The sequence below is a fragment of the uncultured Devosia sp. genome (assembly GCF_964244875.1).
GTDB lineage: Bacteria > Pseudomonadota > Alphaproteobacteria > Rhizobiales > Devosiaceae > Devosia.
In genome coordinates this window covers 12195-36587 of the sequence record NZ_CAXTKA010000020.1, presented here as the reverse complement: position 1 = coordinate 36587, position 24393 = coordinate 12195, and the positions used below count along the sequence as shown (strand labels likewise).

The 24393-nt window shown below is 61.8% G+C and carries 18 protein-coding genes, 1 tRNA gene and 1 pseudogene; 9 read left to right on the top strand and 11 right to left on the bottom strand.

The features are described 5' to 3' along the window. Positions 1-26: 26 nt before the first annotated feature. The 3 genes from glgB to ACFE8X_RS17185 all read right to left on the bottom strand — a co-directional run bounded on the left by glgB (position 27) and on the right by ACFE8X_RS17185 (position 6717). Positions 27-2222 (bottom strand): 1,4-alpha-glucan branching protein GlgB, encoded by a 2196-nt coding sequence (glgB, locus tag ACFE8X_RS17195; RefSeq protein WP_375452723.1) that lies wholly within the window; start codon positions 2220-2222, stop codon positions 27-29. A gap of 52 nt (positions 2223-2274) precedes the next feature. Continuing rightward, positions 2275-4752, bottom strand: a complete 2478-nt coding sequence (locus tag ACFE8X_RS17190) for a glycogen/starch/alpha-glucan phosphorylase (protein ID WP_375452722.1) — start codon at positions 4750-4752, stop codon at positions 2275-2277. 99 nt (positions 4753-4851) lie between these two features. Beyond that, the gene (locus ACFE8X_RS17185) at positions 4852-6717 is read right to left on the bottom strand and encodes a monovalent cation:proton antiporter-2 (CPA2) family protein (protein WP_375452721.1); all 1866 of its coding nucleotides are present in this window, start codon (positions 6715-6717) and stop codon (positions 4852-4854) included. Between the two features lie 190 nt (positions 6718-6907). On the opposite strand from ACFE8X_RS17185, the gene ACFE8X_RS17180 reads away from it, so the two are divergent. Together ACFE8X_RS17180 and ACFE8X_RS17175 are read left to right on the top strand one after the other, a co-directional pair. Continuing rightward, positions 6908-7855 carry a nucleoside hydrolase gene (locus tag ACFE8X_RS17180; RefSeq protein WP_375452733.1) on the top strand — a complete coding sequence of 316 codons (948 nt, stop codon included), beginning with the start codon at positions 6908-6910 and terminating at the stop codon, positions 7853-7855. 56 nt (positions 7856-7911) lie between these two features. Further along, positions 7912-8523: a LysE family translocator gene (locus ACFE8X_RS17175; protein ID WP_375452720.1), complete on the top strand. Its 612-nt coding sequence runs from the start codon at positions 7912-7914 to the stop codon at positions 8521-8523. On the opposite strand, the gene ACFE8X_RS17170 is transcribed toward ACFE8X_RS17175, so the two are convergent. The 6 genes from ACFE8X_RS17170 to ACFE8X_RS17145 all read right to left on the bottom strand — a co-directional run bounded on the left by ACFE8X_RS17170 (position 8520) and on the right by ACFE8X_RS17145 (position 14787). Continuing rightward, on the bottom strand, positions 8520-9590 hold the full coding sequence (locus ACFE8X_RS17170; RefSeq protein WP_375452719.1) for an ABC transporter ATP-binding protein: 1071 nt from the start codon (positions 9588-9590) through the stop codon (positions 8520-8522). The genes ACFE8X_RS17175 and ACFE8X_RS17170 overlap by 4 nt on opposite strands. A gap of 43 nt (positions 9591-9633) precedes the next feature. Beyond that, positions 9634-10521, bottom strand: a complete 888-nt coding sequence (locus ACFE8X_RS17165) for a carbohydrate ABC transporter permease (RefSeq protein WP_375452718.1) — start codon at positions 10519-10521, stop codon at positions 9634-9636. Between the two features lie 3 nt (positions 10522-10524). Next, positions 10525-11433: a carbohydrate ABC transporter permease gene (locus ACFE8X_RS17160; RefSeq protein ID WP_375452717.1), complete on the bottom strand. Its 909-nt coding sequence runs from the start codon at positions 11431-11433 to the stop codon at positions 10525-10527. 65 nt (positions 11434-11498) lie between these two features. After that, on the bottom strand, positions 11499-12758 hold the full coding sequence (locus tag ACFE8X_RS17155) for an ABC transporter substrate-binding protein (protein ID WP_375452716.1): 1260 nt from the start codon (positions 12756-12758) through the stop codon (positions 11499-11501). A 90-nt stretch (positions 12759-12848) separates the two neighbouring features. Beyond that, positions 12849-13742: a sugar phosphate isomerase/epimerase family protein gene (locus tag ACFE8X_RS17150; RefSeq protein WP_375452715.1), complete on the bottom strand. Its 894-nt coding sequence runs from the start codon at positions 13740-13742 to the stop codon at positions 12849-12851. A 10-nt stretch (positions 13743-13752) separates the two neighbouring features. Next, the gene (locus ACFE8X_RS17145) at positions 13753-14787 is read right to left on the bottom strand and encodes a Gfo/Idh/MocA family protein (protein WP_375452714.1); all 1035 of its coding nucleotides are present in this window, start codon (positions 14785-14787) and stop codon (positions 13753-13755) included. A gap of 157 nt (positions 14788-14944) precedes the next feature. Here ACFE8X_RS17145 and ACFE8X_RS17140 point away from each other — a divergent pair, with 157 nt between their 5' ends. From ACFE8X_RS17140 to ACFE8X_RS17120, 5 genes are all read left to right on the top strand, one after another. Next, positions 14945-15976: a LacI family DNA-binding transcriptional regulator gene (locus ACFE8X_RS17140; RefSeq protein WP_375452713.1), complete on the top strand. Its 1032-nt coding sequence runs from the start codon at positions 14945-14947 to the stop codon at positions 15974-15976. 78 nt (positions 15977-16054) lie between these two features. Then, positions 16055-16130 (top strand) — tRNA-Ile (locus ACFE8X_RS17135). Positions 16131-16474: 344 nt separating this feature from the next. Beyond that, on the top strand, positions 16475-17533 hold the full coding sequence (locus tag ACFE8X_RS17130; RefSeq protein ID WP_375452712.1) for an amino acid ABC transporter substrate-binding protein: 1059 nt from the start codon (positions 16475-16477) through the stop codon (positions 17531-17533). Positions 17534-17599: 66 nt separating this feature from the next. Continuing rightward, complete coding sequence (locus ACFE8X_RS17125) at positions 17600-18742, top strand: amino acid ABC transporter permease (protein WP_375452711.1); 1143 nt, start codon at positions 17600-17602, stop codon at positions 18740-18742. Beyond that, the gene (locus ACFE8X_RS17120; RefSeq protein WP_375452710.1) at positions 18739-19821 is read left to right on the top strand and encodes an amino acid ABC transporter permease; all 1083 of its coding nucleotides are present in this window, start codon (positions 18739-18741) and stop codon (positions 19819-19821) included. Before ACFE8X_RS17125 ends, ACFE8X_RS17120 begins: the two co-directional genes overlap by 4 nt. Positions 19822-19828: 7 nt before the next feature. On the opposite strand, the pseudogene ACFE8X_RS17115 reads toward ACFE8X_RS17120, so the two are convergent. Continuing rightward, positions 19829-20369 (bottom strand): annotated as a pseudogene (locus tag ACFE8X_RS17115) (SDR family oxidoreductase); the annotation flags it as partial. Between the two features lie 13 nt (positions 20370-20382). After that, positions 20383-21051: an arylesterase gene (locus tag ACFE8X_RS17110; RefSeq protein ID WP_375452709.1), complete on the bottom strand. Its 669-nt coding sequence runs from the start codon at positions 21049-21051 to the stop codon at positions 20383-20385. A 47-nt stretch (positions 21052-21098) separates the two neighbouring features. Between ACFE8X_RS17110 and ACFE8X_RS17105 the strand changes: the two genes are divergently transcribed. Continuing rightward, positions 21099-21800, top strand: a complete 702-nt coding sequence (locus tag ACFE8X_RS17105) for an ABC transporter ATP-binding protein (RefSeq protein WP_375452708.1) — start codon at positions 21099-21101, stop codon at positions 21798-21800. After that, positions 21797-24346, top strand: a complete 2550-nt coding sequence (locus tag ACFE8X_RS17100) for an ABC transporter permease (RefSeq protein WP_375452707.1) — start codon at positions 21797-21799, stop codon at positions 24344-24346. Before ACFE8X_RS17105 ends, ACFE8X_RS17100 begins: the two co-directional genes overlap by 4 nt. Positions 24347-24393 lie beyond the last annotated feature (47 nt).

Below are 24393 nucleotides of genomic sequence, written 5' to 3'. Positions count from 1 at the left end.
CCGAGACGTATCCTAATGCCCCCGGCTCAATCCGGTTCGAACTTCAAAAAAAGTGTAGACAACGGAGGCAGATAGATCACGGCCTCGGCCGGCCAGTATTGCCCCTCGACGGCCGTGGCGTTAACCGCGCCATGGTTGCCTGTATTGCTTCCCGAGTACCAGCCAGCATCAGTGTTGATCCGCTCCACCCACTTGCCGGCGATCGGCATTGGAATGCGGTAATTCTCGCGCGGCACGGGGGTGAAGTTGGATATCACCAATACTGGATCAGCGCCCGGTGCCTTGCGCAACCAGGCAAACACCGAATTGGCATGGTCATTGCCGATAATCCATTCAAACCCATCCGGCTCACAATCGCGTTCATACAGCGCCGGCAATTGCCGATAGGCGGTGTTAAGGTCTGTCACCAGCCGCCGCATGCCCTCATGCATGCCGGCATCCAGCAGCCACCAGTCCAGCGACTTGGCTTCCGCCCATTCCTCGCGCTGCGCGAATTCCTGGCCCATGAACAACAACTTCTTGCCCGGATGACCCCACATGAAAGCGTAGTACGCCCGCAGATTGGCAAATTGCTGCCAATCGTCGCCCGGCATCTTCTCGATCAGCGAGCCCTTGCCATGCACCACTTCATCATGGCTCAGCGGCAGCACGAAGTTCTCTGAAAAGGCATAGACCATGCCGAAAGTCATATCGTTATGGTGGTACTTGCGATGCACGGCCTCTCGACTCATGAACCGCAGCGTGTCGTTCATGAAGCCCATGTTCCACTTGAATCCGAAGCCCAAACCGCCAGTATAGGCAGGATGGCTGACGCCGGGCCACGACGTGGACTCCTCGGCGATCATGAACGTGCCGGGATGCAGCCGATACGCCTCGCTGTTGACCTTGCGGATGAACTCAACGGCTTCGAGGTTTTCGTTGCCGCCCAGCTTGTTGGGCACCCACTGCCCGGCCTGGCGCGAGTAGTCCAGGTATAGCATCGAGGCCACCGCATCGACACGCAGCCCATCAATATGGAATTTCTCCAGCCAGTACAGCGCGTTGTTGACGAGGAACGACACCACTTCCCGGCGCCCGAAATTGAAGATCGCCGTATTCCAGTCCGGATGAAAACCCTGCCGCGGATCGGCATGCTCATAGAGCGCCGTACCATCGAAATGGGCCAGTCCGAACTCGTCGGTCGGAAAGTGCGCCGGGACCCAGTCGAGGATGATCCCCAACCCGGCTTCATGCGCTGCATCGACAAATCGGGCAAAGGCCGCAGGATCGCCAAATCGCGCCGTCGGCGCATAAAGCCCCGTCGGCTGATACCCCCAGCTCGGATCGAACGGGTGCTCGGTGATCGGCATCAGCTCGATATGGGTGTAGCCCATATCCGCCGCGTACGGCACCAGCTGCTCGGCCAGCTGATCATAACTCAAAAACCCCCCATCGGGCCGTCGGCGCCACGAACCCAGATGCACCTCGTAGATCGACATCGGGGTCCGACGCCAATCGCGTGTCGCCCGTTCTTCGATATATTTCTGGTCGGTCCACACGAACGGCGTCGGATCGGGCACCACCGAAGCCGTCTTGGGTCGCAATTCCGACTGCCGGGCAAAGGGATCCGCCTTGAGCGGCAACACCACCCCGTCCGGCCCGACGATTTCGAACTTATACAGTGTCCCCGTCCCCAGCACCGGGATGAACACTTCCCAAATCCCGGTTTCGAACCGATTGCGCATCGGATGACGCCGCCCATCCCACTCGTTGAATGGCCCGACGACGCTCACACGTCGGGCATTGGGCGCCCACACGGCAAAGTGCGTCCCGTGAATGCCCTCGAATGCCATTTCATGGGCGCCCAGCTTGTCGAACAACCGCAAATGGCTGCCCTCGCCGATGTAGTAATCATCCATCGGCCCCAGCACCGGCCCGAAGCTATAAGGATCATGGACATCCCACTCGCCTCCGGCATTGCTGGCGCGGTAGCGGATCGGCTGGCGCTGGCTGACCTTGACCAGTCCCTCGAAAAACCCTGCCGGATGCCGCGGCACCAGATGACCCAGTTCGACCCCATCGAGCGTGAATGCCGTCACCATTTCCGCATGAGGAATAAACGCACGCAAGACCCAGCCATCGCCAACCTGCTGCAGTCCAAGAAAGCCGAACGGGTTGGCATGCCGCCCACCAACGACCGCTTCGACCTCCGTCGAATCTGCCTGCCAGGTTTCCTTGCTCAAGCCCTCGTCTCCCGATGGTCGGTTTCGGCGCTGAACTGCGTCGCGCAATGCATCATTGTTCCATTGCCTTCACGCCCCAGATTTCGGCGGCATATTGCCGGATCGTCCGGTCTGACGAAAAGAACCCGACACTGGCAGTATTGCGGATCGCCATGGCGTTCCACCTGCGCTTGTCGGCCCAGATCGCATCAACCTCGGCCTGAGCCGCCACATACGCGTCGAAGTCACGGGCCACCATGAACCAGTCATGATCGTAAAGCGCACCGATCAGGTCGCGATACCGATGCGGATCGTCGGGCGAGAACACGCCCGACGCAATCGATTCCAGCGCCTCCTTGAGCCGCTGCGATCCGTCGATCGCCGTGCGCGGCACGTCGCTCTTGGCGCGCTTTTCGTTGACCTCCTCGGTGCTGAGCCCGAAGATCACGATATTGTCCGCTCCGACTTCCTTGTGCATTTCCACATTGGCGCCATCCATCGTGCCGATGGTGATCGCGCCATTCGCCATGAACTTCATGTTGCCGGTACCCGAGGCTTCCATGCCGGCCGTCGAGATTTGCTCGCTGAGATCGGCAGCCGGAACGATGATTTCTGCCAGGCTGACATTGTAATTTGGCAGGAAGACCACCTTGAGCAGGCCACGCACCGCCGGATCGTTATTGATCACTCGGGCGACATCGTTGATGAGTTTGATGATGAGCTTGGCGTTCCAGTAGCCCGGCGCCGCCTTGCCAGCAAATATCTTAACGCGCGGAACCCATTCGCGTTCCGGATGCGCTCTTATTTCGTCATAAGCGGCAATGGCTTGAATGATGTTCAGCAATTGCCGCTTGTATTCGTGAATGCGCTTGATCTGCACATCGAACATAGCATCAGGCGATACCGTGATGTTCAGCCGGTCCTTGATCAGTTGCGCCAGCCGCTGCTTGTTGGCCATCTTGACTGCAGCGAACTGGCCCTGGAAACTTGGATCATCGGCATGGACATCGAGCCCCTTGAGCAGGTCGATGTCATCGAGAAACTCGGGCCCGATGCGCTCGGTAATCAGCTTGGTCAGGCCAGGGTTGCACTGCATGAGCCAGCGGCGCGGCGTGATGCCGTTGGTCTTGTTGTTGATGCGATCCGGATAAAGCTTGTGCAGGTCCGAAAACACCGTCTTCTTCATGAGTTCGGTATGCAGCGCCGAAACCCCGTTGATCGAATGCGAGCCGACGAAAGCCAGCTGCCCCATGCGCACACGCCGGCCTCCCGCCTCATCGATCAGCGACACATTGGCGATCTGCGCTTCGGTGAATTTGGCGCGTACGCGCGCCTCGGTCAGCACCTCGGCATTGATCTGATAGATGATCTGCATGTGGCGCGGCAGCAACCGCTCAAGCAGCGCCACCGGCCAGGTCTCCAGCGCTTCGGGCAACAGCGTGTGATTGGTGTAGCCGAAGACGCCTTTGCTCAGCTTCCAGGCATCCACCCACTTCATCCCGTTGTCGTCCACCAGGATGCGCATCAGTTCGCAGATGGAAATCGCCGGATGGGTGTCGTTGAGATGAATGGCCACCTTGTCGGGCAGCGAGCCCAGATCGCCATATTGCTGCAAATGCCGCCGCACGATGTCCTGCAGCGATGCCGACGAGAAGAAGAACTCTTGGCGCAGCCGCAATTCCTGCCCCGCCGCCGTTGAATCGGCCGGGTAGAGAACCCGCGTAATGGCTTCTGCGCGCGAGCTTTCTTCAAGGGCGCCGATATGGTCGCCCGAATTGAACTTGTCGAGCAGGATGGGATCGATCGGCTGCGCGCTCCACAGCCGCAGCGTATTGACCCGTGCGCCGCGCCAACCCACGATCGGCGTGTCATAGGCGACCGCCAGAACATGATCGTTCGGCCGCCATTCCTGCCGCACCGCCCCGTCGGGATCGGTCACCGGCTCGACATGGCCGCCGAAACCCACCTCATAGGCACTCTCGCGCCGCTCGAATTCCCAAGGATTGCCGTGAGCCAACCAGTCTTCGGGCAGTTCGACCTGCCAGCCCTCGCTCATCTCCTGCCGGAACAGGCCATGCACATAGCGAATACCGTAGCCGTAAGCCGGAATCTGCACCGTCGACATTGATTCAAGGAAACACGCCGCCAACCGACCCAAACCGCCATTGCCCAGCGCCGCATCGGGCTCCAGATTGATCAGGTCGCCCAGATCGACATTGAGGTTCTTGAGCGCATCGCGCACCGGCTCAATCAGCCCCACATTGCTCATGGCGTCGCGCATCAGTCGGCCGATGAGAAATTCCAGGCTGAGATAATAGACGCGCTTCTGCGAGGTCCGCCAGGTTTCCCGGGAGGACTCCATCCAGCGGTCCATGACCTGATCGCGCACCGCCAAAATCGTAGCCGCCAGCCAATCGTGCGGGCGGGCGACAATGGGGTCCTTGCCGACCGAATAGATCAGCCGTTCAAGAATTTCGGCCTGAATGGCCTCAACTGTGGTGGCACGCGGCTCTGGCGTAGGGGCGTCGAAAACGATCGGCTGTTGCGGCATGTCGCAATCCAGGTTTCATGACGATGTATTCCCCTCTAGAGACATCAGTCTTGCACTTAATTTGTGCATGCGGAAGCCCCCATTCCGACCATCAAATTGTCATACTGGCTCGCGCTGCGCCTTGACTGCTTCGGCGAGGCTTTTTTCGATTTGCTCCTGCGCCAGCGCAATGCCGCCTTCTCGTGCCTGCTCGGCAGCATTGCTGAGCAGCAATTGCCGCGCCAGGGTCAAGGGGTCGCCATTGTCGAGCAATTGGGAATCGAAGCGTAGCTTGTCGCGCTGGCGCACGCCCTCCATGACGCGCTCGATTTCGTCTTCGGTGCCGCCAAGCTCCCGGATCGCCTGAGCGCCGAAGACCATCGCGGACTCAAACATCTCACGCAGTTGATATTCGACGCCGGCCCTGGCCAGTTCGATCGCGTGGACCCGGTCATAAGCCCGCGCCATCACCTTGGTGAGCGGGAATTCATCGCGGAACAGTCCGGCGATCCTGACGGCTGCCGCCTTGTCGTCCACGCAGATCAGCACCAGGTCGGTATTGGCGGCGCCCGCGGCGCGCAGGATATCGAGCCGTGTGCCATCGCCATAATAGACCTTCATTCCAAATTGGGCGGCCACCCGGATCATCTCGGTATTGTTGTCTATGAGAGAAAGCCGATGTCCCTGGCCCAGCAGGGCCTGGGTCGTGATCTGTCCAAAACGACCGAAGCCGATCACCAGGATTCGCTCGTGCAAAGCTTCCACGGCCTCGATCCCATCCATGGATTGGACCGGCTTGGGCAACACATACTTCAGCCCGATGATCGCAAAAGGCGTGATGACCATCGAAATGATTACCGTCGCGGTAAAGATCGCATTGGTCGGCCCGTCGATCAGGCCCGCCGTGGCCGCCGTCGTGTACAGCACGAACGCGAATTCGCCCCCCTGCGACATCAGCACGGCACGTTCCAGCGCCTCCGCATGTCCCGATTTCAGTACCCGCGCAATGGCATAGATAGCTCCCGCCTTGAGCACCATATAGGCGAGCACGCTCAGCGCGATGAGCGTCCAGTGTTCACCCACCACTGCCAGATCCAGCGACATGCCGACCGCCAGGAAAAACAGTCCGAGCAGAATGCCGCGGAACGGCTCCACATCGGCTTCGAGCTGGTTGCGGAATGTGGACGTCGACAGCAAGACCCCGGCCAGAAACGCCCCCATGGCCATCGACAGTCCGCTCACTTGCATCAGCAGCGCCGCGCCCAGCACCACCAGCAGCGCCGCCGCCGTCATCACCTCGCGCGATTTGACCGATGCCAGAAAGGCGAACAGCGGATTCATGATCCGGCGTCCCAAGAAGATCAGCAGTGCCACGGCGCCCAGCGCAATCGCGATGCTCAATAGCCGCGACCACAAGCCGCCGTCCTCCCCGGCAGGCGCCAGGATCGCGATGACGGCCAGGAGCGGTACGATGGCAAGATCTTCCAGCAGCAGGATCGATACGATCCGCTGCCCGCCATCGCTGGCCAACTCGCCGCGTTCGCCCAGGATTTGCATGACAATGGCGGTCGAGGTCAGCACGAAGCCCATGCCGAAAACGAAGGCCACCACCGGCGCAAAACCAAGCAGGACCCCGACCCCGGTCAACAGCGCGCCGCAGACCAGGACCTGCGCGACACCCAGACCAAAAATCTGCTTGCGCAGCGCCCATAGCCGGCTTGGCTCCATTTCCAGGCCGATGATGAACAAAAACATGACGACGCCCAGTTCGGCCGCCGCGAGCACTGCCTCCGGATCGTTGATCAGCCCGATGCCCGAGGGTCCGAGCAACAGGCCGGCGGCCAGATAGCCCAGCACCGACCCCAATCCCAGCCGCTTGAACAGCGGCACTGCCACGACCCCAGCCGCCAGCAGCACCACCACCGGCACCAGATCGATGCCATGGGCGGCCGCCTCGGCCGCATGCTCCAATGCTTCAACCGCCACAACTCTTCTCCCGCCGACGCCTGACTGTTTCGTCTTGCCACCATGGCGTCAAGCGCCGAGCCTGCAATGCAGTCCGTTGCGCTACGCTGGTGATCCGGGCGAAGCCGTCTGTAAAACCCGGTAATTGTTCCAGTCGACCGCCCCGACGCCGCCCGCTATCATCCAGCCGATTCATCACCCCTGTTCAAGGCTGCCCATGTCCCGGAAAATCATTATCGACACCGATCCAGGCCAGGACGATGCCGTGGCCATCCTTCTGGCGCTGGCTTCGCCCGAGGAGATCGATGTCCTCGGCATCGTTGCCGTGGCCGGCAATGTCGGGCTTCACCATAACGCCAACAATGCTCTCAAGATCGTCGAACTCGCCGGACGCCCCGATATCCCGGTCTATGCCGGCTGCGCCCGGCCGATGCGGCGTCATCTGGTGACTGCCGAGCACGTGCACGGGGACACCGGCCTCAACGGCCCCGATCTGCCGGCCCCGAAAACTGCGCTTCAGACCCGGCACGGCGTCGACTACATCATCGATACGCTGATGACTGCCGAGCCCAAGACCGTGACCCTCTGCACACTCGGGCCGCTGACCAATATCGGAATGGCGCTCGTCAAGCAGCCCGAGATTGCCGATCGCATCGCCGAGATCATCATGATGGGCGGTGCTTATTTCGAGGTCGGCAACATCACGCCTGCCGCCGAATTCAACATCTATGTCGACCCCGAGGCCGCCGATGTCGTGCTGCGCTGCGGGGCTCCGATCACCATGATGCCGCTCGACGTAACCCATCAAATCCAATCCACCCCCGACCGCCTTGCCGCCATAAGGGCCATTGGCAACCGCACCGGCACCGCGGTCTATGAAATGCTGACCTTTTCGGAAGGCTTCGATTTGCGCAAATATGGCTGGGCCGGCGCGCCCCTGCATGACCCCACGGTCATCGCCTATCTGTTGCGCCCCGACCTGTTCGACGGCCGCCTCTGCAACGTTACCATCGAAACCGCGAGCGAACTGACTGTTGGCATGACCGTCGCCGATTATTGGCACGTGACCGGCAAGGCCAAGACCGTGCAGTACATGCGCAGCGGCAACGCCGAGGGCTTTTATGCCCTATTGACCGAAAGGCTCGCGCGCCTGCCATAGCGATTGCGAAGGCGAGGCGGAGACGATAGGGTCCGCCTCCAACCGGCGGCCCCATCATGGATGTTGTAACGCTCTTTACCTTCACCGCTGCCTACGCCATCGCCGTGCTGGTGCCCGGCCCCGGCGTCGCAGCAGTCGTCGCGCGTGCCCTCGGTGGCGGCTTTCGCGGCGCCTTTCCGATGGTATTGGGAATCTTGGCCGGCGATCTGGTCTATTTCGTCTTCGCGGTCTTCGGCTTGGCCGCCATTGCCCATTACTTTGGGCCGATCTTTGTCGTCATCCGTTGGGCCGGCGCGGCCTATCTGCTTTACGTGGCCTACAAATTCTGGACCGCCCGCCCCGGCACTGAGCAGATGAAGCCGAAAACCGAAAGCGCGCTCAAAACCTTTCTTGCAGGTTTCTCGCTCACCTTGGGCAATCCCAAGACGATCGTGTTTTACCTGGCAATCCTGCCCACCGTGATCCCGCTCGACCAGATGAACCCGCTTGCCTTCGCCGAACTGACGCTGATCGTGGTGGTGGTCCTTCTGCTCATCGGCTGCGGCTATGCCTTGTTGGCCTCCGCCGCCCGCGAGTTCTTCAAAAGCCCCAAGGCGCTTGGCCGCCTCAACAAAACCGCCGGCGCCATGATGGCAACTGCCGCCGGCCTGGTTGTCTGGCAGCATTAAAGCGCCAATTCCGTCTCTTCATCGAACAGGTAGATGTGCGCCGGCTCGATCCGAACGCCAACCATATCGCCTGCCCCGACCACCGTTCGGCCAGTCTCGACGATGGTCAATTCGGGCGTGGTTGCCGTGGTGACATATGTCATCGACCCTGTCGACTCGACTACCGCGACCGGCAATCTGATTCTAGCCTGGTCCAATGGCACCACGCTCAGATGCTCGGGCCGCAGCCCCACCAAGACGGCGCGATTCATCCCCAATTGCCGCCCCAAGGCCAATTCCGGCGAGTCCGGCAAGTCCAGCACCACATCGCTGCCGCTGGCTGCGATCGTTCCCGACACGAAATTCATCGCCGGCGAGCCGATGAACCCGGCGACGAACTTGCTGGTTGGCGTATCGTAAAGCTCAAGCGGCCGTCCCTGCTGCTCGATGACCCCGTCACGCATCACCACCACGTAGTCGGCCATGGTCATGGCCTCGATCTGGTCGTGGGTCACGTAAACCGAAGTGGCACCAAGGCGGTCGTGTAAGCTCCTGATTTCCTTGCGCATTTGAACACGCAGCGCGGCATCGAGATTGGATAGCGGCTCGTCGAACAGGAACGCCTTGGGGTGGCGGATGATGGCGCGGCCCATGGCGACGCGCTGGCGCTGGCCACCCGAAAGCTCGCGTGGATAGCGGTCGAGCAGGCCGGTCAGGCCCGTGGTTGCGGCAATTTCCTCGGCAGCCTTGCGCGCGACGTCCTTCTTTACTCGTTTGATGCGCAAGGAATAAGTCAGGTTTTCCGCCACCGTCATGTGCGGATAAAGCGCATAGGACTGGAACACCATGGCCACGTCACGCTTGCGCGGCGGCACGTTATTGATGACTTCGCCGGCGATTTTGATGGTGCCGCCCGAAATGCCCTCCAGCCCTGCGAGCGAGCGCAGCAGCGTGGACTTGCCGCAGCCTGACGGGCCGACCAGGGCGACGAAGCTGCCTTTCTCGATGCGCAGGCTCACATTTTTGAGCGCGTGGAAGGTGCCGTAGTGCTTGTCTATGCTGGTTAACTCGATCTGGATTTCGCTCATTTGAGGTCCCCAACACGGTAGCATTTGGTTAGCATTCGGTGACTCATTTGACCGCTCCCACGACGACACCACGCGTCAAAGTGCGCTGGAAGATCAGAAAGAAGATGAAGGTGGGCGCCATGCCCAGAAGCGAAGCGGCCGCGCGCAGCGTGGGGTCCGACATGTTCTGCCCGCGCGTCAGGCCCATCGCGACGGAGACGGTCTGGTTGTTGTTGGACACCAGCATGACCAGCGGGATTAGGAACTCGTTCCAGGTCCAGATGAAGAAGAACGTCCCCACCACCATAAGCGATGGACGCAGCACGGGGACAACCACCTGCCACAGGATTTGCCAGCGGTTGGCGCCATCCATCTCGGCGGCTTCGACGATCTCCTTGGGAAAGCTGCCGAGCACCGACGACAGCAGATACGTGCCAAACGCGCTCTGGATGACCGCAAAGACAATGATCACCGAGAGCTGGGTGTCATAAAGGCCGGTGGCCTTGGCCATGTAATAGAGCGGATAAACGATGGACTCCTGAGGCACCATGATGCCGATCAGCAATATAACCAGGATGGCCCGCGATCCGCGCACCTTGCCGATGCCGATGGCATAGGCGTTGAGCAGGCTGATCGTCACCCCGATGACCGCAACCACGAGGCTGATGATCGCGCTGTTCAACAGCTTGCGGCCGAAATCCGCCACGTTCCAGAAATTCTTGAGGGCAGTCAGATCGATCGATGTCGGCAGCGAGAGCGGCCCGTTGGCGGCGTAATCGACGCCCGATTTTACCGCATTGCTCAACGCCAGGAAGAACGGAAACAGCACCAGCAGCAGGACAAGTGTGAGGATGGCGAGGACCACCCATCGCCCTGGGCTGCGCCGGCGAACGCCAGGAGGGGCATCGACCGACTTGGTCGTATTGCCGATATTGAGGGTGGCATCGGCCATGGTCTATTCCTTCCCCGCCTGACTGGCCTGGAAGCGCAGGAAAATGACGGCCAGACCAATTGTCAGGATGGTCTGCACCACCGCGATCGCAGCCGCGTAGCCGACACGCTGCGTGGTAAAGAAGTGGTAGTAGGTGAGATAGGACGGAACCAGCGTCGCATTATCCGGCCCGCCCGCCGTCAAAACGAAAATCGGGGCGAACACCTTGAGTGCGGCAATAAGGGTTGTCAGCACCACGACGAAAATCTCGGGCGCGAGCAAGGGAATGGTGATAGTCACCAGACGCTGCCACCAGCCGGCGCCATCCAGTTCGGCCGCTTCATAGAGCGCCGGATCGATGCGCGACAGGCCCGCCATGAAGACGACGAGGCAGTAGCCGACCTGAATCCACACGATCACCAGCGACACGGCGGGCAGCGCATAGGTCGCGTCCCCAAGCCAGTTCTGCGCCAGCCCGTCCAGGCCGACGGCCCGAAGGATGATATTGACCACGCCGACCGGATTGAAAATCCAGCCCCACAACACGCCAGCCGCGGTGATCGGGAGAATCTGCGGCAGGTAGAATGCTGCCCGGAACAGGCTGGAGACGGTTTCGCCAAACTCGTCGCGAATGTAGTCGAACAGCAGCGCCGCCAGCACCAGGCCGATCACCACCGGAATAATGGTCATGGAAATCACGAACATCAGCGTATGGCTCATCGAGCCCCAGAATTGCCCGTCCGTCAGCAGCCGTTCGTAATTTTGCAACCCGACGAAGCGCGGCGTGCCGACGCCCTTCCAAGCGGTGAAGCTGAGGGCGAAATTGGCGATCTGCGGCACCAGGACGATGGCGATGAAGCCGATCGCACCCGGTATCAGGTAAAGATAGTAACTGCGCTTGTCTTCCGTGGAAGCCCTGCTCGGCGTGACCATTTTCCCCTCCACGATCCACCGGGCCGCACTCCCGGATGGAGGCGCGGCCCGACAATCATCAGCTTTTACTGGTTGGCCTGCGCATCGTCATAGGCCTGCTTCAGCTCGTCGGCAAACTGCTCGGGTGTCGAAGTGCCCTGCAGCAAGCCGGCAACCTTCTGGATCAGCACGTCATAGAAGCCCGGAACCGGCCAATCGGGATAAAAGCCCAGGCCCTGCTTGTCGGCGATTTCCTTGAAGACGGCGGCCGCGTTCTGGCCCACCGGATTGGTCACCGTTGCAGGATCGGCTGCAATCGACACGCCGCCATTATTGGCCTGTTCGGTCTGGTACTTTGGCGACAGCAACAGGCTGATCCATTCCTGGGCGAGTTCGGGGTTGCTGGAGCCCTTTGGAATGACCCAGAGATTGCCCGTCGAGCCAACTGAATATTTCGGCGTCGGCACGAGGAACTGGCCCCATTTGAAGTCCTTGATGGTCGTGTTGAAATTGCCCAGGTTCCAGGTGCCCGAAATGTAGATCGGCGCCTCGCCGGAGGTGAATTGCAGCGCGGCGTCGGGATCCTTGATGCCCGTTGAGTCCTTGCTCACATAACCCTTGGCAACCCAATCAACCATGGTCTGGGCCGCAAACAGATAGGGTGCGGTATCAAGTGGAGCCTTGAGGCCCTGATAGTTGGAAATCCAGGTGTCGTCGGCCTTGGTATAGGCCAGCGACGCCAGCACGTGCTGGCCGCTGGTATCGGCGCCACCGAGCGCCAGCGGGGTAATTCCAGCCGCCTTGAAGGCTTCGAAATCGGCAGTCAGCTCTTCGAGCGTGGTAGGAACCTTGAGGCCCGCCTTTTCGAACATGTCTATATTGTAGAAGGCCGAAACATACTCGCCATAGGTCGAGATGCCCCAGATCGAGCCCGAGCCGTAAACACCCAGATCGTCGTAGCGGCTGAGCGTGAGCTGGCCTTCGTTGAGGATCTTGTCCCAGCCATTGGCGGTAAAAGCATCATCCAGGTTGGTCAGCAGGCCCTGGCTGGCAACGAGACCGGCCGTGGCATTGCCCTTGTTGTATTCAAGCACATCGGGAGCCTGATCGGAATTGAGGATCATGCTGCCCGACGCCTGCAACTGGGCAAAGGTCTTCTGCTCGAAATTGACGGTGACGTCGGGATGGTTGGCCTTGAGCTCCTCGAGCGCCTTGGCCCAGGTAACGCCCTGGGCGGACGCGGCATCTTCGTACCACCAGATATTGAACGTATTGTCTTGAGCCTGCGCCAGCCCGGGTGCCAGCACCACGGCGCCGATCGCCATGGCCAATGTCGATAGTTTCATCCTAAAATCCTCCCATTGTGCGGCACGCGCCGCGGTTCAGGTAAATCGCCAAGGCCCTCTGCGGAGCCAATGGCTGTCGATCAGACGAGGTCAGGCGACATAGTCGCCACCCCGGCAGTCCTTGAGATAGTTGAGCCCCCGCACCTGCCCGGTCATTTCGAGTTCTCCGCGATAGACCGGATCGTGCCACCCCTCGATGTCGATTGAGCCCTGGTAACCGGCCAGCCTCAGCTCCGAAATCACGTCGGTCCAATTGCTGTCGCCGAAACCCGGCGTGCGCATGAACACGAACTTCTCCTTGCCGAAGATGCCGTGTTCCTTGATCACTTCCCAGCGAACCGTCGCGTCCTTGCCATGCACATGGAAGAATTTGGGCGCCCATTTGCGAATTTGCGGCAGCGGATCGATCAGATAGACCAATTGGTGGCACGGCTCCCATTCGAGCCCGATATTGTCGTCCGGCGTCTCGTTGAAGATCAGCTCCCACGCGTCGGGATTGTGCGCGATATTCCAGTCTCCGGTCGCCCAATTGCCATCCATGGCGCAGTTCTCGAACGCTATCTTGACGCCCTTGTCGGCGGCGCGCCTGGCCAATTCGCTCCACACCTGCTGGTAGCGCGGCAGGCTGTCGGTCAGCGGCTTGTTGCGGATGCGCCCGGTAAATCCGGCCACGCAGGTCGCGCCGAAATGGTGGGCATTGTCGATGCAGTCCTTCCAGCCCTGCAAGGTCTGGCGATCCATCTCCTGGTCTTCCAGCGGATTGCCGAACATGCCCAGTGTGGAAATGGAGATGTCACGATCCCCGATTGCCGCAAGGCTGCGCTTGCCCAGTTCCGCCAGATCCTGCCCATTGGTGGTCTGCCAGAAAAATGGCTCGAAACTTTCAAAGCCTAGATCGGCGATCTGGGCGATATTCTCCGCAGCCTTGCCGGCCGTCGCCTGGATCATGGTGCCGATACGAATGGATTGAGCGGGGTTGGTCACGAATAAATCCTCAAACTGCAATAGTAACGCGCTGGCCGGTCTTGGCGCTTTCAATCGCCGCGAACACCATTGCCAGGCTCTTGATGTTGTCGGTGCTCACCGTTTCGGGTGCGCGACCGCTCTCGATGGCGTTGAGGAACTCGGCAATGACGCTGGCATGACCATGCGTCTGCCCGGCATCGACCGGCTCCGGAACAGGCACCGCCGTGACCTCGCGCAAAAACCCGTCCGTACCGGTTACCACCTTGGCCTCGAACGCATCCGCGCCGTCCCAGATGAGCGTGCCCTTGGTCCCCACGAAGCGCCAGGCGCTTTCCCAGCTGGTATTGGCCCCCTCGGCAACCCAGGACCCGCGATAGGTGAACACCACATCGTCGGAAAACTCGAAAATGGCATTGGCGGCCGATCCTGTCCGATACCACGAGCCCCGCGGATTGCTCTCATGGCAGTAAACCGCCAGCGGCGTCTTGTCGGCCATGAAGCGCGCCGCATCCAGCGTATGGATCGCCATGTCGAGCAGCAGGACATTGTCCATGTCCTCGCGAAACCCGCCAAAATGCGCGCCGATGAAAAAATCGCAATGCAGCGCCGTCAACTCGCCGATCAGCCCCTGGGCAAGGGCCCGCCGGATGCGACGGACGCCGGCGATGAACCTGCGGTTCTGCACCACGGCATGCACCCGGTCCGCCGTCTCGGCTAGCCGGACAAGATTGCGCCCAGCGTCCAGTGACGTTGCCATCGGCTTTTCGCTCAGCACATGCGCGCCGTGCCGCAGCCCCGTCGCCACCACCTCATGTCGTGCCACCGGAATGACCACGTCGAGCACCAGGTCCGGCTTGATCTGCTCCAGCACGGCGTCGAGGTCCCGACCGACAACGGCATCGCCCAAGCCGAATTCGTCGGCCCGCGCCTGCGCAATCGCTGGGTCGAGATCGACCAGTCCCACGACGGCGATGCGACCGGCCAGGGCGGGCGCCTCGGCAATGGCTTTCAGCCATCCCCTGGACATGGCTCCGCATCCGACCAAGACGGCGGTTTTCGACACGTTGATCCTCCCGACGGACTCTTTGTCCCGCTGGCATCCTCACCCGGCAAGACGTTCCGTAAACGTTTACGACGCTATATAATGGGACCGAGACGTGTCAATAGGCTTTCCAAGACTGTGCAAAATCCCGGCCCCGGCGCCAAGGAAAAGGCAGATCATGATTGGCATCAAGCGCTTGGCAGAGCACCTCAATGTGTCCATCGGCACGGTCTCGCGGGCGCTCAACGGCCGCCCCGACGTGAACGAGGAAACCCGCAAGCGTGTCCTCGAGGCCGCCGAAGCGCTGGGCTATGTCCCCAATCAATCCGGCCGCAGCTTGCGCCAAGGCACCACCAACGCCATCGGCCTGATGATCGAATCCGGCCCTGAAACCGCGGCCAACAGCGATAATTTCTTCCTCGGGGTCATTGATGGCCTGCAGGGCTGCCTGTCGCGCCACGGGCTCGATCTCGTCGTGCTGCCCTGCGCCGACGAGGAGCCCCACGCCTATCTCGAGCGCATCGCCGCGCGTCGGCTGGTCGATGGCATGATCATTTCCGCAACGCTGCGCCATGATCGCCGCATCGACTTTTTGACCAAGGCCAATATTCCCTTTGTCGCCCTTGGCCGGTCCGGCTCCAGCCATGCCCATCCCTGGATCGATCTCGACTTTGAAGGCGTCGCCACGCGCGCCGTCGACCGGCTGGTTGCCAACGGGCATCGCCGCATTGCCGTGGCCATCCCGTCCAACGATGTCAACCTCGGCTTTGTCTTCTACGACGGGTATACGGCCGCGTTGGCCAGGCATGGCATTGGCCTGGACCCATCCCTGATCATCCGCGCCCGGTCCACCGAACAGGGCGGTTATCTCGTTGCCGACGAAATGTTGCGCATGCCTGTCCGGCCGACGGCCATCCTGCTGATCTATGAATTGATGGCCGCGGGGCTGTATCGCCGCTTCCGGGAAGCCGGCATGCTGGCCGGCCGTGACGTTGCCGTCATCGGTTTTCGCGAGTCGCCGCTTTCGCGTTATCTATCGCCCACCTTGACCAGTTTTCACGTCTCCCTGCGCGATTTGGGCATTGCCCTGGCCGAATCTCTGCTGGCCACCATGCCGGCATTTGCCGGCACCTACCCCATGGGCATCACCCACAAAATCTGGCCGATGGAACTCGTCGAAGGCGAAAGCGACGCCTACCGCATCCGCTAGCTTCCCCTCTAAAGCCAAGCGCCTTTACCCCCTATCGCCTCTTTGCCATCGCCTCGTCCCCTGCTATGAGGCTCGCGCGGGCCCATAGCTCAATGGTTAGAGCCGACCGCTCATAACGGTCTGGTTCCAGGTTCGAGTCCTGGTGGGCCCACCATTTTTAAGGAATTGGCGTCAGAGCGTCATGCCGAGCAGCGACCATCTGGTAGTGCACCCGGGTCGAACCACTAACGCAGATCGCCAGTCCATAGTGCGTACCGGCTCAACAGCGTTCGGCCATCGCGAACGGCAAATGCTGCCCTTGTCTAAGCCGCCGACAAGCCTGGGCAAAGAAATTGCCGCGATGCGCCAATTGCGCAATTTATGTCTAGCCGTTCGGTAGACTCGAAATTGCAGGCTCATATGATTGCATCGTGAGTGGGGTTTAGGTGGCGATCTGCGAGGTCGTCATTCCTCACGATGGCCCTGTTCCCCGGGTCGTCGGGCAATTTGGAGACAATCATGACCATTTCTTTCCGGCCTCGTGCCGGCAATCCCCTGGCCCTGTGGCGGGCCGCGGCAGTTGCTGTACTTGCGGTAACGACCGCAGTTCTGCCGATTGCGGCACAGGCCGGCGAAGACCTTGATGCCATCGTGGCGCGGGGTGTTATCAAGGTTGGCGTCGGCAGCCAGCCGGGCTTCTTTGCGCCGGATTCGAGCGGGGAATGGAAGGGCTTTTTCGTCGATTTCGGTCGTGCCCTCGCCGTTACCGTGTTCAACGACCCCACCAAAGTCGAATTTACCTCGTCTTCCCCCCAGCAGCGCCTTCCCGCTCTTCAGGCCGGCGAGTTCGACATTCTGCTGTCCGGCGTCACCCAGACGATCTCCCGCTCGTTCCAGCTCGGCTTCCATTTCGGCCCCACCATTTTCTATGACGGCCAGGGCCTGCTGGTCCGCAAGGACCTCGGCGTCACCAGCGGCGCCGATCTGGATGGCGCCACCATCGGCGTGCAGTCGGGCACTACGGGCGAACTCAACATCGCCGATTTCTTCCGCAAGAACGGCAAGACTTTCACCCCAGTGACGATCGAGGACACCAACGAATTCCTCGCCGCACTGGAATCGGGCCGCGTCGACGCAATCACCCAGGATGCCTCCGACCTAGGCATCAAGCAGACCCAGTTGGCCAACCCGGAAGAGTACATCCTGCTGCCCGAGCGCCTGTCCAAGGAGCCGCTCGCGCCGGCGATCCGTCATGGTGACGACCGCTGGCTTGAAATCGTCAACTGGACGGTCTGGGCGACGATCGAGGCTGAGGAGCTCGGCATCACCCAGGCCAATGTCGACGAGTTCCTGACCTCCCAGGATCCGCTGGTCCAGCGTTTCCTGGGCACCGATACCGCTCTGGGCGAGGCCATCGGCCTTGATCCCAAATTCGCCTACAACATCATCAAGGCCGTGGGCAATTACGGGGAAATCTTTGAGCGCAACGTCGGCAAGGACAGCGTCTTCAAGTGGGAGCGCGGCTACAATAGCCTTTGGACGGACGGTGGCCTGCTCTATGCTCCGGCCTGGCGCTGATCGCATCCGGGCTTTTATTCGATGACGGCAATCTCCAAGCCGGGTCCTCCCAGACCCGGCTTCTTCGTGAGGCTCGGCAAGTGGTGGGGTCCGCGACCCCTGACCCAGCTCGGCCTGCTGTTTGCCGCCATCGGTCTGCTTTGGTGGTTCAGCAGCAACACCGTGGACACCATGGCCAAGGCCGGCATCAATCCCGGCTTCGATTTCCTGAGCCGCTCGGCCAATTTCGAAATCGGCGAGGCGATGGTGTCCTATTCCTCCGCCGACCCCTATGCCCGGGCCATCCTGGTCGGCCTGCTCAACACCATCAAGGTGGCCGTGCTCGGCTGTGTCCTGGCGACCACTCTGGGCGTGGCACTGGGCGTCGCGCGCCTTTCGGGCAATCTGCTGCTGGCGGGCCTCGTGCGCTGGTATGTCGAAATCGTCCGCAACACGCCGCTGCTGCTGCAGTTGTTCTTCTGGAGCGCCCTCACCAAGGCGCTGCCGCCGCCGCGCAATGCCATTGCCGTCGCCAATAGTGCGTTTTTAAGCAATCGCGGCATCTTCGTGCCGGGCCTGCTGGTCGAGAACATCAATACCATCGGCTGGCTGGCCCTGCTGGCCGTCGCCACCGCCGCTATCGGCGCCATCCTGCTGCTGCGCCGCGCGGGCCTCCTGCGAGCGGGCACTGTCGGGCTGATGCTAGTCGGCGCCATTTTTGCTGCGGCAGTCGCCTTGTATATCACCAGTGCCAGCGCTCGTTTCGACGTTCCGGCCCTGGGCGGCTTCAACATTCGCGGCGGCTACAATCTCAGCCCGGAATTCGCCGCCCTGCTGGTCGGCCTTGTCGTCAAGTTCTCCGCCGCCATTACCGAGATCGTCCGCGCCGGCATCGAGTCGGTCGATCGTGGCCAGTGGGAAGCCGCCCGCTCGCTCGGACTGCACAATGGTCAGATCATGCGCCTCATCGTGCTGCCCCAGGCCCTGCGGGTTATCACCCCGCTGATCACCTCAAGCTATCTCGACCTGACCAAGGATTCGAGCCTCGCCGTTGCCATCGGCTATCCCGATCTGGTCAACGTCATCAACACCACCGCCAACACCACCGGCCAGGCGCTCGAAGCTCTGGCGATCCTGATCGGCGTGTACCTCACGCTCAACCTTTCGGTGTCGGCCCTGATGAACCAGTACAATCGCCGCGTCGCCATGCGCGGCACGGTGCAACGATGACCGTCCCGGTGGTGCAACTGCCGCCTGCGCGCGGCCAGGATTGGCGGCGTTGGCGCCAGGGACTGTTCGGCACGCCGCTGAACGGCGCCGTCACTCTGGCCACCATCGCCTTCCTCGTCTGGGTCGTTCCGCCTTTCGTGCGGTGGGCTGTCCTCGACGCAACCTGGACCGGCTCCGCCGACAGCTGCAAGGCAAATACCGGCGCCTGCTGGGCCTTCGTCACCGCCAAGCTCAATTTCATCCTCTACGCCTTCTATCCCCCCGCCCTGCATTGGCGCCCGATGCTGGTCACGATCCTGCTGCTGGGCCTGCTGGTGCTCACCGCCCTGCCCCGGTTCTGGCGGCCTGCCACGCTGCTGCTTTGGGTGGCCGTTCCTGTAGTCTGCTGGTTGCTGCTGGCCGGTACGGTGATCGGCCAGACCGTTCCCTCCAACCAATGGGGCGGACTGCCGGTCACCCTGCTCGTGGCTCTCGTCTGTTTCGGCCTCGCCATCCCCCTGGCCATCGTGCTCGCGCTGGCCCGGCAATCCTCGATGGGCGGCCTGCGCACCATGGCCGTCGTCTTCATTGAGGTCATGCGCGGCACGCCCATGGTGGCCATCCTTTATATCGCCATGCTGATCCTGCCCATGATGGTGCCAGGCGGCCAGCTCATCGACAAACTTGCCCGCGCCATGATCCTGATCACCCTGTTCTGGTCGGCCTATGTCGCAGAAGTCGTCCGGGCGGGCCTGCAGGCCATTCCCGCTGGCCAATACGAGGCAGCCCGTGCTCTGGGCTTGGGCTATTGGCGCATCATGCGGCTGGTGGTGCTGCCCCAGGCCCTGCGGCTGGTCATCCCAGCCCTGGTGAACCTCGCCATCGGTTTCTTCCTGGCGACATCGCTGCTGGCGGTTATCGGCATCTTCGACCTGCTCAACGCGGCCAAGAATGCTGCTGTCGATCCGAACTGGCTGGGCTTTTACGACGAATCCTATCTGGTGGCTGCCAGCATCTATTTCGTCATCTGCTTAATCGGATCGCGCTACAGCCTGTGGCTGGAAAGCCGGCTGCGCCGCGATCATGGAGTGCAACGTTGATCTTGCGCTAGATGATCGGCTTGCCGCCCGTCACGGCAATCGTTGCCCCGGAAATATAGCTGGCCTCATCAGATGCCGGAGAGCATAGACCGGTGCCAATTCCTTGGGTTGTGCTGGTCGGCCCATCGGCACTTGCGTGCCGAATTGGGAAACCTTTCAGCTGGCATGGTCGAGGGAATGAGCGGCGTCCAGACTGGGCCGGGAGCGACGGTGTTGGTGCAAGTGCCTTTAGTTGCCAAGAGTTGCGCCAGTCCTGCGGTAAAATTCTGGATAGCGCCCTTGGTCGTGGCATAGGCTAGCAATTGCAGGCTCGCACTATCCGCATTCACCGACGAGGTGTTGATGAGCGCCGAGCCTTTGCCCCTACGCGGAACGGCGGCCTTGGTGATGTAGAACATTGCCGAAATATTGGTCGCCATCGTCAGCTCCCACTCCTCGTCTGGAATGCCGGTGATGTCCTCGAACGTGTTCTGGTGCGCTGCATTGTTGACGAGCACATCAATCCGCCCCATCGCCGCGACCGCGTGCTGCACCAGATCGCGGCAGTGCGGGCTGACCGACCTAGCGCGCGCCAACCGCTTCCATCAGTTTTTCGACATAGGGCAGGACATTGGCGACGACGATGCGCACGCCTGCGGCATTGGGATGAATTCCATCGGCCTGGTTCAACGCCGCCTCGAGCGCGACGCCATTGAGGAAAAACGGCAGCAAGATGGTCCGGTATTGCTGGGACAGCTCTGGAAAAATGGCATCGAAGCTCGCGACATAGCCGGCGCCAAGGCTCGGATTGGCCTTCATGCCGGCCAGCAGCACCGGAACGTCGTCAGCCGCAAATCGATCGAGTATGGCGGTGAGGTTCTGCCGCGTCTGTGCAACCGGCAGGCCCTGCAGCATGTCATTGGCGCCCAGTTCCACGATCACCGCATCGGGCCGCTCGGCCAGCGTCCAGTCCAGCCGCTCCAGGCCGTTGCCGCTGGTATCGCCCGAAACACTGGCATTGACGATGTGCACGTCCAAGCCCATGGCATCAAGCGCCGCTTGCAATTGCGCAGCGAAACCGTCCTTGGGATCAAGCCCCAGCCCCGCCATTAATGAATCACCATAAAGCAGCAGCGTTTTGCCGGTCTCCTGCGCAAAAGCCGGTGCCGTCGGCAGCATTGCCGCACCGACGACGATCAGCCGCAGGCTATCACGCAGAATTTGCGCCCACGGCGCTTTTCTTTTGGTCATTCCTGCCTACCTTCAGCGCGGTCACCAGCCAAGCAAGAGATCCGTTCATGGGCAGCCCTGTAGTCGAGACTGCCGCCATGAACCTGCATCTGACCTCTGGAAAGACACCCTTGCATATTCTCAAGGATGTCAGTTTCCACATTGATCCGGGCGAGGTTGTGGCGGTAGTCGGTCCGTCCGGCAGCGGCAAGACGTCGCTGCTGATGGTGCTGGGGGGCCTCGAGCGGGCCAGTAGCGGCAGCGTAAGCGTCGGCAACGCCACTCTTGCGGGACTTGGCGAAGACGCCCTGGCAATTTTCAGGCGGCAAAACCTGGGCATTCTGTTCCAGAATTTTCACCTTATTCCGTCTATGACGGCGCTGGAGAATGTCGCCCTGGCATTGGAAATCGCGGAGGAAGGCTCGTCCTACAAGACAATCCAGGCCGCTGCGGCGAAGGCGCTGGCGGCCGTGGGCCTCAGCGATCGGCTCGATCACCTGCCCAGTGCCTTATCGGGCGGCGAGCAGCAGCGGGTCGGGCTTGCCCGCGCCATTGTCACCCGGCCGAAACTGCTCCTGGCCGACGAGCCGACCGGCAATCTGGACCAGGAAACCGGGGCCTTGGTGATCGACATGATGTTCGCGCTGGCTCGGGACAACGGCACCGCCGTGTTCCTCATTACGCATGACCGCACTCTTGCCGCCAAGGCCGACCGCATCCTGACCATGAACCATGGCCGCTTGTCGGCCCCAGCCACCGTGCCCGCATGAGCAAGCTCGCCGGCTGGCTCCGGATCGCCTTGATCGATCTGCGTGGCGACCTGCGCCGCTTCGCTATTCTTTTGGCCTGCCTCGCCCTCGGCGTTGGCGCCATCGCCACGGTGTCCTCGGTGGGCGCGGCACTGCAGGCCGCCATCGCCCGCGACGCCCGGGTCATTCTGGGCGGTGACATCGAACTGCGCAACAGCGGCGCCGATATCGCGCCCGAGCAGGTCGGCTATTTCAACCGCCTCGGCCAGGTCGCCGAGGTCGTGGATCTCAACGCCCGGGCGAGCGCCGGCGAAAACAGCGTGCTCCTGAGCCTGCGTGCCGTCACCAACAATTATCCCTTGCTCGGCAATGTCGAGCTTGGCCCCGACGCTGGCCAGACGCCCCTTCCCGCCCTTCTCGCGCCTCGGGACGGCATGCCTGGCGTCGTGGTCGACGCCAGGGTGCTCAACCGCCTCGGCCTTGCCGTGGGTGATCAGGTGAGTATCGGCAATGCCGATTTCGTCATCCGCGCGACGCTCAAGTCCCTGCCCGACCAGGCGGCGCAGGGCTTTCAACTCGGACTTCCGGCGCTGATCTCCGTTTCGGGACTGCACGATGCGGACTTGGACGTTGCAGGCGCATTGACACGCTTTCGCTACAAGATCCTGCTGGCTGATAGCGATTTCGCCGGCGCCGCTGCTGATCTCCGCAAGGCTTTCCCCGATGCGCCCTGGGATATCCGCTCGCCCAACGATGCGACAGCCGATCTCGCGCGGTTTTTCGACCTGTTCAGCCGGTTCCTGGTTTTGGTAGGGCTGTCATCCCTGCTGGTCGGCGGCGTCGGCGTGTCAAACGCCGTCTCGGCCTATATCAACGAGCGCCAGACCTCGATCGCAACCTTGCGCAGCCTGGGCGCGACCAGCGCCCGCATTCTGGTGCACTTTCTCGGCCAGGTCATGCTGCTATCCCTGGCAGGCGTCGCCATCGGTCTAGCTCTTGGCGCGGCCGCAACGCTGATCGCGCTGCCGATCCTGTCTGGTATGCTGTCCATCGATCTGCCGCCCACGCTGGACCCGGCTGCACTGGCTGCCGCAGCTGCCTTCGGCGTCCTGATCGCCTTCGCCTTCGCTCTCCTGCCGCTGCGGCGCGCGCAAAAGCTGCAGCCGGCCAGCTTGTTTCGTGCCGCCGGCGGCACTATCGCCAATGGCGTTGGCTGGCGCGACATCATCCATCCGCGAACCGCCTTGCCGCTGATCGTGGCCTTTGCCGGCATCGGCGGGCTGGCCGTATGGGTCACGGGCGAGCCGATGCTGGTGCTGTGGTACGGCGTTGGCGCCATGGTGGCATTTGCCCTGCTGCGCGCAGCCGCCTGGGTGCTGCAGGTTTTGCTGAGGGCGCTGCCACCCCTGCCCAACAGTGTCATGCGCCAAGCCATCAAGGCCGTTCACCGGCCCGGCGCTCCGGCGCCGGTGGTTATTCTGTCGCTGGGTCTTGGCCTGGCCCTGCTGCTGATGATCACCCTGCTGGACAGCAATCTGCGCGCGCAGATCGACGGTGCCGTCGCGGACAAGGCGCCGTCTTTCATCCTCATCGACGTCAAGAACGATGAACTGCCGGCACTGAAAAGCTTTGCCGACAACGATCCCCAGATTACCGCCTTCGACAGCGTCTCGATGCTGCGCGGCACCATCGAAACCATCAAAGGTCAACCTGTCAGCGCCTTGGGCCCGCTGCCCGACGATATCGCCGATATGTTCAAGGGCGATACGGCAATCAGCTGGGCGCGAGACTTGCCCGCCGGATCGCGGGTGACAACCGGCCAATGGTGGCCTTCCGATTATGCCGGCGAACCATTGATTTCACTCAGCACCGAACTCGAGAAGCCGTTGGGCCTTGCGCTCGGGGACCAGCTGAACATCAGCATCGCGGGACGGCGGCTGACCGCCACCATAGCCAGCTTCCGCGAAATCGACTGGCGCGATGGTGGCCTCAGTTTCCGGCTGCTGTTTTCACCCGGCGTGATCGAGAAGGCGCCGCAAAACGTCATGGCCAGCATCAAGGCCGCCAAGGGCACCGACGACGCCGTGGAAAGCCGCCTGAGCCTGGCTTTTCCCGCACTGACCTTCCTGCCGGTCGGAGACGCGCTCGAACGGATCGCCGCGATCCTGTCCAGTTTGGCCAATGCCGTGGCGCTGGTGGGCAGCATAGCCGTGCTGTCGGGCATGCTGGTGCTGGCCGGCGCCATGGCCGTGGGCCGCAAGCAACGCGAGGCCGACGCGGTCGTCATGAAGGTGCTGGGTGCCACGAGACGCGACGTCATCGTCGCATTTGCAGTGGAATACGGCATCCTCGGCCTGCTGGCCGCGCTGCTCGCCTTGATCCTGGGCACTGCCGGAGCCTGGGCAATCCTGACCTATGTGCTGGAAATTCCTTTCACCCTCGATATCGGTACCGCCCTGGCGCTCACGCTGGGCGCCATCGTCGTGACGATCGCCACCGGCATGCTCACCACCTGGTCGGCCATGTCCTCGCGCCCCGCCCGCCGGCTGCGGGCTGACAGCCTGTGACATGGCGCAACTGCCGATTGGTGCTAGGATAGACACTGCCGGCTGCC